The following is an 11,229-nucleotide window of genomic DNA, read 5'->3' on the forward strand; positions in this document are numbered from 1 at the left end:
TCTTACTCATGGTATGCCCGAACACAAAATTTCTGACAGTCTCCAGAAGCTGCTCGATCTTTTCGCCGTCAATTTCAGTAACGCTCCCCTGCGTCAGGTCCATCAGTCCCGTTGCAATAGCGCAGCGCAAAGTCTCGATCTTGAAAAGTTCTTGCGCTTCACCTTTCTCAACCGAATGAGGTGTGTCGTGTATGACTTCACTGATGTTTTGCTGGTTATCTGAGAAATGTCGATCTTTGATGATTCGGTCTGGGGTATTGCTCAGGACGATTCTTTTCGCAGACATCTTGTTCTCCTGCTGTAGTGGTTGAGTGATCTCGACAGGTGAATGAACCTGGTCTTTCCGATTCCCTTTGGCAAGGCTCTTGAAGCTTGTTGTGCAGGGACTTTCCGACGGATAACTCGACAAGTTGATAGACCGTTCGGTGTATGGCTCGTGCGTGATGAAGGCGTTCTCGTCGCTATGAGTCGACGCATCTTCCGAAGACTCGCCTCTAGCCATGGGCGATCTCTTGGATTTCATCCAGGGCGGCGGCCATGACCCGGTCAGGTGCCGAAACCAATAGGTCCTGAGGGCGCTTGCCACCGAGCCTGCTGTTGTCGGAGCGAAACCAGTAGGCCATGCCCCAGTTGTCCCTGTGGCCGGCAAAGATCTCGATGATTTTCGCCAGAGCCCTGACCGGTCGAAAGGTTGCCTCAGGGGCAAGTCCATAACCTGGAAAGTAGTTCACCCCGATGTGGCTGATCGCGAAGATCCGTCCCTGTTTCTGCCATTTGTTCGGATGCGCAGTGGGAGTAAGGGTGTTCAGACCTGACAGTTGTGCCACCTCGGCAGCGGTCAACCAATCACCGCTCTCCAGCACAGCGTGCCGCGCCTGTACCTGCAGGATGGCCTCCTTGATCGAGCGTGGTGAAAGGAGCGGTGCAAGACGCTCCGAAGGTTTGCTTCGGAGGGGGTGGTAAGTCCAGGCACGCTTTGACGTCTGAGGCTGTACTGGGGGCTGGGCACACCCAGGAGCAGGCCATTGATGTTCCAATCTGATTGACCTTCCTTTAGGTCCGCGAGCGGCTCTTGGCTTATAAAGCAAAACGCAGATAACCCTCTCCCCGTAGGGGAGGATTATCTGCGTGGAGAGTGGCAACGGATGCGTTTACTTGAGGTACTGCAACACCCCAACCACCAAGGTGCCCACAAGCACCGCAATACCGAGGAAGCTCAAGGTAATCCTACTGCCAAGCGAATCCACCCTGACGCTCAGTGTCGAGACATCTGCCTTCATTTCGGATCGGATGATCTGAACGTCCGCAGCGAGTTTATTTTGGATGACGTCCATGTCAGCTTTCAGCTTGGTGCCGAGCATTGTGAGATCGGCTTTGGTTGCAAGGACATTGGTCATTTCTTCCTCCAGCGCATTAATGACAGCAGTGGTGTTTCGCTCCGAAACGCCGCTGTCGCGCATCGCACCGTATAACACCGTTTCCATTTTCATCAGACCTCCAGATTTCAGGGGAGAGCCTGCCCATACGGGCAAGGCCCGTATGGGGGAAACATCACGTTCAGCAGTGCTTCCACCGATCGCAATGGCAATCGATTGGTCGCATTCCTGGAAGCTTGGCGACCTGAGAATGGATCATGCGCAATGGCGCATCGTAGCTCTCAGATCCCGGCTACCTTGGCATGTTGCTGACAAGGCCAGCAGTACGCCCCCGTACGATGATTCCCTCGTCGGTGGGCTGTCAAAGCAGCATCTGCAACAGGCTTTTTCCGGCACGACGGTTTTGTATGAGTCCTGGAAAATGATCGTCTGACCTTTCCGGTGATGTGTGTAGGTGGCGTGCATGTGTGGCTGTCGGAAGCTGCTGTAATTTGCATCTGTAGAAGTGCCTCTTCCTTGTAGTCCATGAGAATTGTCCGCAACGAAACGTCTCCGTACAGGCTGTGACAGCTGGACTTGGCGGGCTCATCTTCAGATTTCGTTCAACGTCATCAGGCTGTGAACGGGACAGACTCAGGTCGTAGTCTGTTTCCCTTCGATTTATGCCTAGGGCGTAGGCGCGGAAAACGAAGAAGGCACAGGTTCACTTCTGCAAAGGCAGTATCAACTCACTCCCCTGATTTTTAACGTTCCCGACCGCAGTGCCGACGGGGTGCCACTCGAAGTCGTCGACAGGCAGGCACAGGTTCTTGGCGATGTCTTCGGCACGCGCGGGGGAGAGGTCGGGATCGATCCATTCTCGTGCGTGCTCGGGTGCCAGCACCAGTGGGCGCCGGTCGTGAATGTCCACCATGCCTTGGTCGCTGGCGGCGGTGATGATCACGAAGCCGTCTCCCTCATGCGGCTCAAGTCCGACGTGCACCTGGGCCAGCGCTGCGAAGAACATCGGCGCCTGGCTCTTGAGCCGAATGAAGTACGGCTGTTTCTTCTTCGGGTTGTCGGGATACTTCACCCATTCGTACCAACCGTCTGCCACCACCAGCGCTCGCCCATTCGGCCAGAGCTGCTTGAAGAACTTGCCGGTGGTGACCGTCTCGACCCGCGCGTTGATGGGGTCAGGGCGTTTGCCCTTGGCCCAGAAGGGGGCCCAACCCCAGTGCACCGGATCAATTCGTAGGCCTTCCTCCACACTGTGCAGAATCAGCACGCGGGTAGTGGGGGCGATGTTGTAGCGGGCGATCGGCTCATTGTCGTAGCCGCTGATGACGTCCTGCTCGGATTCCAGCTCGCGCAGGTAGTCGGCCATGCCCTGGTACTGCGCAAATCGTCCGCACATGCTGACCACCTCCGCCCGTCGTAATCCCTTCATTTGAATTGACCGCAAGACGCCTACAACGTTAACTGTATATTCGTACAGGTATATCGGAAGTCGTGCGTCATGAGCTTTACCATTTTAGGTCCTCTGGCAGAGGGCGGCGTGGCGCTGCCTCTCTGCTCCTTCAAGGTGCCGGCGGGATTCCCGTCACCGGCCGCTGATCACATCGAGCGGCAGATCTCATTGGACGAGCTTTTGAACATACGGGCGCCCCATGTGTACCTGGTCTCGATTCAGGGCGACAGCATGCAGGGTGCGGGCATCTTTGACGGTGACTTGGCCGTGGTGGATCGCTCCCTGGAGCCGCTGCACGGGCACATCGTCGTCGCACTGCTGAACAACGAGCCGGTCTGCAAACGACTGCGCAAACAAGGCCCCGAGGTGATCCTGATGTCGGAGAACCCGCGGTACCCATCCCGCTACGTCATGGAAGGCGATGAGCTGTCGATCTGGGGGGTAGTGACCTTCAGTGTGCGCAGCCATGGCCACTAAGTCCCCAGCGCCAGCCTTCGCGCTGATCGACTGCAACAGCTTCTACGCCAGTTGCGAGCGTGTGTTCAGGCCAGACCTATCCCATACCCCCATTGTGGTGCTGAGCAACAACGACGGCTGCGTGATCGCCCGTTCCGCAGACGCCAAGCCACACATCAAGATGGGCGAGCCGTACTTCCAGATCCGGGGCAAGCTGCGCCAGCACGGCATCGTGCCGTTTTCCTCCAATTACGCGCTGTATGGCGACATGAGCCAGCGGGTCATGACCGTGATCGAATCCATGGTGCCGGCCCTGGAGGTGTACAGCATCGATGAGGCCTTCGCTGAACTCACCGGCATGACCGAGCCTCTGGAACCGCTGGGACGTCGTATACGTGCCCAGGTGCTTCGCAGTACGGGTATTCCGGTCGGGGTGGGGATCGCCGGGACCAAGACCTTGGCCAAGCTCGCCAACCACGGCGCGAAGAAGTGGCAGGCGCAGTTGGGGGGCGTGCTGGATGTGCGGGCACCTCAACGCCGGGAGAAGCTGCTCAAGGCCTGCGATGTGTCCGAGGTATGGGGCATTGGCCGCAAGATGACCGCGCACCTGGCCGGTATGGACATCAGAACCGCCTGGCAGCTTTCCCAGGCCGACCCCTGGATGCTGCGCAAGAACTTCAGCGTGGTGGTCGAGAAGACCGCCCGAGAGCTTGCTGGTACGCCTTGCCTGGAACTGGATGAACCGGATGCCGCGAAGCAGGAGATCTGCTGCAGCCGGATGTTCGGCCAGCGCCTGCAGACCTTGCCGCCGATCAAGGAGGCGGTGGCCACCTATATGATGCGCGCCTCGGAAAAGCTCAGGGCCCAGCAGTCCCTGTGCAAGAAGATCCGGGTCAGCATTCGGACGGGGATGTTCAACCCGGAGGAGGCCAAGTACGCCAACGGGGTGGTGATCGATCTGCCGTACCCCACGGACGATGTGCGCCTGCTGACGAAGATGGCCGTCGACGCCCTCAACCAGCTCTTCCGGCCCGGCTTCCGGTACAGCAAGGCCGAAGTCCTGCTGCTTAACCTCTGCCAGCGCGGCGAATACACCGACGACCTGTTCGCCGAATCACAGCCGGTCGAAGCCACGAAAGTCATGACAGTCCTGGACCAGATCAACCAGCGCTGGGGCAGGGGGACCCTGCGCGCCGCCAGCGTCCCGACGAACCCAGAGTGGGGTATGCGCCGGGAAATGATGAGTCGCAGCTTCACGACGCGGTTGGATCAGCTTTGGAGGGTGTCGTGTCACTGACCGGCGGAATCGCAGGGGGCACCCCGTTAGCAACGCAGTAAAAAATTCTCAAGATAGGGCTCGCTGATGATTCCTGAACAAGCGGTTGAGGTCTCCAACACGTTCGTCTCGCTCCCGACCTGGCATGAATTGCTAGCGGATCATGCCGCGTTGCTTGCACGTTCTGGTACGCACCATAAGGCCTTGATCAAGGGCGCCCATGAGCTGCATCAGGCACGTATCGTTGACCGTGATGGTCTATGCGATCTTCTGGAGCAAGCCGATGGAGCCCTGGCGTATGCCATTGAAGAACTGCTCGATCAACCCGGTACGTGAGTAGAAGGGAAGCCCATGTACATGTTTGTGACCCCGCTGCGCTGCAAGGGCGTGGCCCTGGATCCGAAAGAGCGTCGCAGGCAGCCGCCGCTTAAAGGTGATGTGAACGTGCGTTGCGATGAGGACAAGCAGATGGGACGCCGTTCGAATGTCGCCAGCCTACGCGCAAGCATGCCAATGGACCCTGACTTGCTGCCGCCCCTCGTCGACGCGCTCTCTCCGGGATGGAGACCAATGGGTTCGTATTGGGCGGTATCGAGTTCATTGATGGGTGTGCCTACGCTCAATCCTGGTGGTGTCGACTTGCGTAGGGAAGGGCTGCTCAGGTCAATGCTCCCCGTTCGAGGGCTCCATGACTCTCCGGGACTGAACACCTAGAAACGGACGGCTACGCCAAGCTGGCGGGCGAAGACGTGCACTGCCGCATACGCAGCTCAGAAAAAGATCAGCGCGGACTATCAGGCGATCATCCGGTTCACTGCCGTATAGGCAGCTTGGCTGGGGGCAAGTATGGCACGCACGACATATTGCTGCTGGAGTTCTAGAAGGCGCCGCTTTGTTTCGTTGGCGCGCCATACCTGTGATACTAGATAGCCATACTCCATCTCAAGGAAGGTAAAGATGCGCTCAAGGATTGCTGTCGGAGCACTGCTGATCTCGTTGCTGGCCGGCTGTGCATCTGCTCCTCCGTTGAATTTCTCCGTTCAGGACGTTTCTCCTTCAACTCGCAAGCTTGATGCTGACCTGCGCGCGGTGTCGGTTTCTTACGCTGCGCCGAATGAACAGACCGGAAGCGTGCCCTCTGACGGCGAGGCCATTCCTGGCCTATGGGAGCGGGCTGTCGTAGAGGCCGTCAACAAGAGCTCACTGTTTGATGACGAGTCCCCCAGGAAGGTAAACCTCTTCGTCAAAATTCAGGAACTGGACCCGCCTTTGGGTGGCGCAACCATGACCACCGACGCCTCTGCAAAGTACCTCTTGGTGAATCGGAAAACGGGTGAAACCGTGTTTGAGGAAACGGTAACCAACCAGGGCGTTGTGCCTCCGGGCTATGCCTTCTCAGGTAATGTCCGGGCCAAAGAGTCTGTTAACCGAGCCGTCCAGAACAACATCCGGGAGTTCCTGAGAAGGTTGGACGCTCGCAAGTAAAACGATCAGATCGTCCCCAGTTGCATAGGCAGCGGTCATTTGTGGGCGCCACAGGTTTTTCTCGCTCCGGTGACGTCGCAGCTTGTTGTGGCATGAGGCATCCAAAAAGAAATGCACCAGCCGAACCGGCCTCTCAACCCTCTTCCATACAGGCAACGCAGACACTTCGCAGCGTAGCTGTAAACCACTGCAAGGACACTACATGAGCACGGGTAAAAAAACTGCGAAGGCCACGGCCTCCGGCAGAGCAGCAGCGACTAGCAACGCAAGCTCCTCGGTGGGGGCTGTCGCTGCCCTGGCAGGATATGACTATCAGCTCAATGTATCGGTGCTGGCTGCCCTGCGTCTGCTGCTGATCACCAAGTCTGCCACGAGCCTGACCTTGGAGCCTGCCAATGAGGAGGATCTCGAGGCAGATCTGGAGCCTTTTGAACCCAGTCCGGTGGTACCCAAGGCATCGTTGGCCACTGGGTACAAGTTGGTCATGCAGGTGAAGTTTTGTTCGGGAGAGCCATGGTCACTCGCAGATTTCGAAAACTTGCTGAACTATGGCAAAAGACGACGGCCAGCAAAGCATCACCTTGATGATCCCGATACCCATTTCCTTTTGGTGACCAATGCGGACGCAAAAGGCGTCGTACGTGATCTGCTGGTTTCGGGGTTTGAGGAGAAGCCAGATCCCGCGGCGTTTCCACGCTTACTTCTACAGACCCTGACGAAGAAGCCTGAGGGGCGTGTCGCCATTTGGGGAGGGCTGACTGATCAACTCTTAGAGTTGACGATCAAGGAGATCCTGTCCGCGTTGCTGCGCGTTCCTCACACTCGCCTGACAGCGTGCCGTGAGAAGCTCAGAGCAGAGTCTCTTCGTCGCATGCGCGGGTCAGGTCCGGGAGTCTGGACTCGTGATGAACTACTGGCAATCGTGCGTGAGCATGGAGGCTTTCTGGCGAGTTCGGCGGAGCTGGAGGCCTTTGTCGAACCCTCGAATTTTGAAGCAATGCTGTCTCGCCTTCGTGAGCGAGGTGCCATTGTCATTACTGGACCTTCCGGAGCGGGCAAAACCCTGGCCGCGCTTGCGCTGTGTGAGCGAGCCCGTTTAGCAGAGCCGGGCCTTGATGTCGTTACGGTCAATCCTGCTGATGGTCCAGCCGTCACCAGACGTCTAATGGGGGCAAGTCCCACGCTGTTTTACCTGGAGGACCCCTGGGGGCAGTACAGCCTCAGGCCTGGCTCCGAAAGTTGGACTGAGCAACTGCCCAAGTTGCTGCGTGGCGCACATCCCTCCAATCAGTACGTGATCACCTCGCGCGCTGATGTCATGGGGGACGCAGATGCGGATGAAGGCCTTAAGCGATGGTCAGTCGAGCTCAATGCTGACCACTACAGCGAGGGGCAGTTGGCCAATATTTACGAAAAGCGCATGGCGGCGATCGCCACCTCTCTGCAGCCCAAGGCTCTGGCGTTCAAGCGTGAGGTGCTCGAAACCCTTCAGACGCCGCTGGAGCTGGACCTGTTTTTCACGAACCTATCTGAAGGTCCTGAACCAAACGAGTCGGATTATTTGTTCATGCACCGCCTGCTAGGCCTAGCGCACCGCGACGCGGTTGAGGGTGTGGTCGTTAAGTACCTGAAAGCCATTGACCAAGTGGGTTTGTCGGCAGTGATCTGGGGATTGCTGGTGGCGCGAGGTCATTTCGACCGAGAGCAGTTGAGCGCTGTGGCGCGACGATTGCGTCACATCAATGCCTCGCTGGGGGAGCCACTTGAGGGCGCCGTTGAACGGATGGTTGCTGCTCGACATTTACGGCAGCCCAACCGTAAGGTCACGTTTTCACACCCAAGTGTCCGGTCAGGGTTTGCGTCGTTTCTTGAAAAGAACTGGTACAGCATTGAGAAGGTATTCAATGTGCTTTTATCCGCTCTGGTCTCATTGACCGGCGACCAACGTGATTGGGGGCTGGAGACCGCCGCACGTGTCTTGAGCAAAGCGCTTAGTTTCAGCGCCGCCCTCTCGGACCGTTATGAAGCATTTAAAGTGGATGAGACCAGTCGCAGCGAAATTGATCGCTGGCTCAGTGAGTCGCTCCTCGATCCCCGTTCTGAATTCGTGCCACTGCTGGAGCTTGCTGCTGACACCGGATCTGCCGAGTCCATTCCTTCAGAGATTGCCCGGTGGATTACCAAAGGGCGAAGGAGAGGCAAGAGCTTCTTCATTGATGGCTGGACACCACCAACATTCAGCGACCAATGGTACGACCGGGTGAGTGCCGATTCTCGTTCCTCGGTGATCGTGAATCGCTTCATTCGGGAGCAACTGGCACAGGATTTTGGAGAATACAGTCGGCACTTCGTGCCTCAGCTTGATCGGATCGCCCCTGGACTGGCACCGGCCTTTATCGAGGTTGCGCATAAAATAGTCGGTACGCCTTTCCATTCAAATGCCCGCGTGATTGCCGCTGGAGCTATAGGAGATCTTTCTGGATATGAGGCTGTGCTTGTTGAGGCCTTGGCAGAGCTTGATTCGTTGCACCTGTCAAACCAGAGAAATGCTGAGGAATGGAGAGCCATTGAAGACGGTGAGCACGACATTGCCTATGAAGAGTGGCATGCCTCTCATCCGGATGACGAAGGTGAGGCTTCACTCATTCTTGTGGCGACTTACGTCTCAACCAAGCGCTCCTCGGGATGCTGGCAAAACTTGGCCAATCATCCTCATGCCAAAAGCCTGGTCAACGAATGGGCGCGCAACATTCAGGATTCTAGGCTTCAAAGCAGTGAGGAAGAGCTACTCAGCATTTTGAGCATTGCCTTGGGTAGTAAGAGTGAGGATTCGGCGTGGAGGGCTGCTTACAAGCACTGGCATCCTTCGCTGGAAAAGCCCTTGTTGGATCGGCTGCTTTCCCTCCCAGAGGATCAGCACCTCCGTGATTCGCTGATGCTCTGTGCCTACACTGTGGCCCCCACGGTCCTAGTTGAATGCCTCAAGGCGCTCATCAGGTCGCCTGCAGACTTCATTCATCTTTTGGTGGATCTAAGTGTGGTGGCGAAGAAGCAGAAGGGCCGTCTTCTTGATCTGCGCGTTCTTTCTCCTGAGGCCACTGAGATACTGAATGCCCTATATGTGACGGATGTCCCACAAAGTCTCAGCAGTCCGGCGCTCTCCTTGCTGGAGTTGGCGGCGTCGACGTGTTCTGTGACCGTGCTGGCGCACATCGTACCGATCATCATTGCGTGTGGCGATGTACCGACTGGCACCATTGAGCGTTGGTTGGCTGAAAGTACGGAGGCGGCGAGTGCATTGGCCGCAACGAAAGCGGCGATCGCGATAAACAGCGAGCCGCTTGTTTGGTGCGCCTTGAATCATCGACGTGCTGATGCGCGGGAGGCTGCATTCGAATACCTGGCCCCTAGGTTGCCGGATCCTTTGCCGCCACAGTTGCTCAACCTCAAGAGCGATCCTGGAAGCCGAGTGCGGCTTGCGCTCGTTAACGTATTGAGTAGCCGGCCGCATGTGGAGCACTTGTCGGTCTTACTGGAACTGTCGAAAGATCACTGGTCCGATGCGCCATCACCCTATGACGAACCAGCCTCGTATGGGATTGCACGTGAGGCAGTTATTGCACTGATGGCTTACGGTCAGCTGTCTGATGAGCATGGCAGGCAGCTCATAGAACTCGCCAGACCAACCGAAGATCTAGGCCTACGGCGTATAGCGCTCACCGTGGCTGCCAGCATGTGTGGTGCTGATATCCGTCAGCAGATCTGGGCCGTGGTCGAAGATGAAAACCTTGAATCCTGGGCTCGTGCGAGTGCTGTAGAGGCTTTGGCTTTGGCGCCTATTGTTGAAACAGACATTTTGAACAAGGTCACTCCGGAGCGGTTGATGAGTGGGTCTGCGACATTGGCCGCTTCACTCACGGCCTTGGTGAGCAAGCATTTTTCTGTTGATGACGTAGTGACTGTTTTTGAGCAAGTCGGCAAGTCTCAGGCACACCGAGCGTTGCTGTTGCTGGGTGCTTATGAGCTTGAGAGTCGTGATCGTGCAGTGGCCTTGAGACTTCTTGACCTGCTGGATGTGGGTCATCCTGCTCGCAAGCTGCTTGATGGAGACGGTCCACTGCTACCGATTAACGTGCTCGATGACCTCGGCGATGTGAGAATTCGTAGGCGGGTAGGTGAGTGGCTCAAGGACCGCATTGAAAAAAACTAGCGCTACCTCAAATACAGCTGCGTGATAGACCGCTCAACGGTTTACCCCAGGTGCTGCCGCCCTCATCTCGTGGGACCACTGCCATTTAGACGGTACGGAGCACATGATGCTGGAGCATGTTACTACGTCAAATATTGCTCCGCATGGCGGTGGATATGCATCACGAGGTGTCCTGAGAGTTTGTGTAGAAGAGTATCGGACTAAGGTGGTGGCAAAATGCCCTGGAACATAGTATTTTTGATTTTGTAACTCAAGATCAGCCATGAAATTAACGCTCGACTATATCCACGGAAAAGGAATTGCTGTGAATAATTTAGTGAAAGATATTTTTGGTCAGGCAGGAGAGGTGTATCCGCCAATAATTCAAGATCTGCTTGAATGCTCTTATAATAAAAAATATAAGTTTTTAAATTTAGATGATTTTAAGCTGCTGAGTGGCTCTGACTCTAACTATGTGTATTGGATTGAGATCTTGTATCGCTCACATTGGGCGGCGACATCAAACCTCATTAGGCATGATAGATGGTACGAGCTTTGCTATAATAGTTCGATCATCAGCCCGAACTACATTGCTTTTTGTTCTGGGCTTAGAGGTCTCCTTGAGTGCGCGACCGATACATACGATGCTTTAGGTGGGGTGCCTCTCACTCTAGCACAGGCTTCGAGCTATATTGAGGACGCGCTCCTGCGTCGTCCAATATCCAAAATTTTATTTAGCGAAGAGTTGGAGGATAGGCTGATTCATTTCAGCTATGCGCGTAAGTTAAATAAGCAGGAAAATGCGCCAAAGAGCCACGAGGCAAAAACAGCTAGCTATTATATCGCTCAGTTGGATAGTGTGGATCTGCCTCTCAAAAACTTGTATGCTGAGCTTTGTCAAGTTGTGCACCCAGCATACCAGTCTACTGCGTGGTTGGTCGGTAGTGAAGATCAGAGCTATAAAATCCAGAAGCCGGATGATCTGGCGTTTATACTT

The 11,229-nt window shown here is 56.0% G+C and carries 10 protein-coding genes; 6 read left to right on the forward strand and 4 right to left on the reverse strand.

Going from position 1 to position 11,229, the window contains the following annotated elements; genetic code table 11:
• The 4 genes from K675_RS31745 to K675_RS0130180 all read right to left on the reverse strand — a co-directional run.
• On the reverse strand, positions 1 to 502 hold a 502-nt coding region (locus K675_RS31745), incomplete at its 3' end, for a hypothetical protein (protein ID WP_037007433.1).
• The gene (locus tag K675_RS0130170; protein ID WP_232434501.1) at positions 495 to 842 is read right to left on the reverse strand and encodes a hypothetical protein; all 348 of its coding nucleotides are present in this window, start codon (positions 840 to 842) and stop codon (positions 495 to 497) included. The genes K675_RS31745 and K675_RS0130170, both read right to left, overlap by 8 nt.
• 309 nt (positions 843 to 1,151) lie before the next feature.
• Positions 1,152 to 1,490 carry a hypothetical protein gene (locus K675_RS0130175; protein WP_017907167.1) on the reverse strand — a complete coding sequence of 113 codons (339 nt, stop codon included), beginning with the start codon at positions 1,488 to 1,490 and terminating at the stop codon, positions 1,152 to 1,154.
• A gap of 589 nt (positions 1,491 to 2,079) precedes the next feature.
• The gene (locus tag K675_RS0130180) at positions 2,080 to 2,772 is read right to left on the reverse strand and encodes an SOS response-associated peptidase family protein (RefSeq protein ID WP_017907168.1); all 693 of its coding nucleotides are present in this window, start codon (positions 2,770 to 2,772) and stop codon (positions 2,080 to 2,082) included.
• Between the two features lie 102 nt (positions 2,773 to 2,874).
• Here K675_RS0130180 and K675_RS0130185 point away from each other — a divergent pair, with 102 nt between their 5' ends.
• The 6 genes from K675_RS0130185 to K675_RS33285 all read left to right on the forward strand — a co-directional run.
• Entirely contained in the window at positions 2,875 to 3,303 is a 429-nt protein-coding gene (locus K675_RS0130185; RefSeq protein WP_026145665.1) for a LexA family protein, read from the forward strand.
• Positions 3,293 to 4,579 carry a translesion error-prone DNA polymerase V subunit UmuC gene (gene umuC, locus K675_RS0130190; protein ID WP_017907170.1) on the forward strand — a complete coding sequence of 429 codons (1,287 nt, stop codon included), beginning with the start codon at positions 3,293 to 3,295 and terminating at the stop codon, positions 4,577 to 4,579. Before K675_RS0130185 ends, umuC begins: the two co-directional genes overlap by 11 nt.
• A gap of 66 nt (positions 4,580 to 4,645) precedes the next feature.
• Entirely contained in the window at positions 4,646 to 4,894 is a 249-nt protein-coding gene (locus tag K675_RS0130195; protein ID WP_017907171.1) for a hypothetical protein, read from the forward strand.
• A 621-nt stretch (positions 4,895 to 5,515) separates the two neighbouring features.
• On the forward strand, positions 5,516 to 6,043 hold the full coding sequence (locus tag K675_RS0130200; protein ID WP_017907172.1) for a hypothetical protein: 528 nt from the start codon (positions 5,516 to 5,518) through the stop codon (positions 6,041 to 6,043).
• Positions 6,044 to 6,245: 202 nt separating this feature from the next.
• Positions 6,246 to 10,253 carry a hypothetical protein gene (locus K675_RS0130205; RefSeq protein WP_017907173.1) on the forward strand — a complete coding sequence of 1,336 codons (4,008 nt, stop codon included), beginning with the start codon at positions 6,246 to 6,248 and terminating at the stop codon, positions 10,251 to 10,253.
• A 262-nt stretch (positions 10,254 to 10,515) separates the two neighbouring features.
• The coding region (locus K675_RS33285; RefSeq protein ID WP_198291713.1) for a hypothetical protein at positions 10,516 to 11,229 on the forward strand (714 nt) is incomplete at its 3' end.

This window comes from Pseudomonas fuscovaginae SE-1 (assembly GCF_000364705.1).
GTDB classification, from domain to species: Bacteria; Pseudomonadota; Gammaproteobacteria; order Pseudomonadales; family Pseudomonadaceae; genus Aquipseudomonas; species Aquipseudomonas fuscovaginae_A.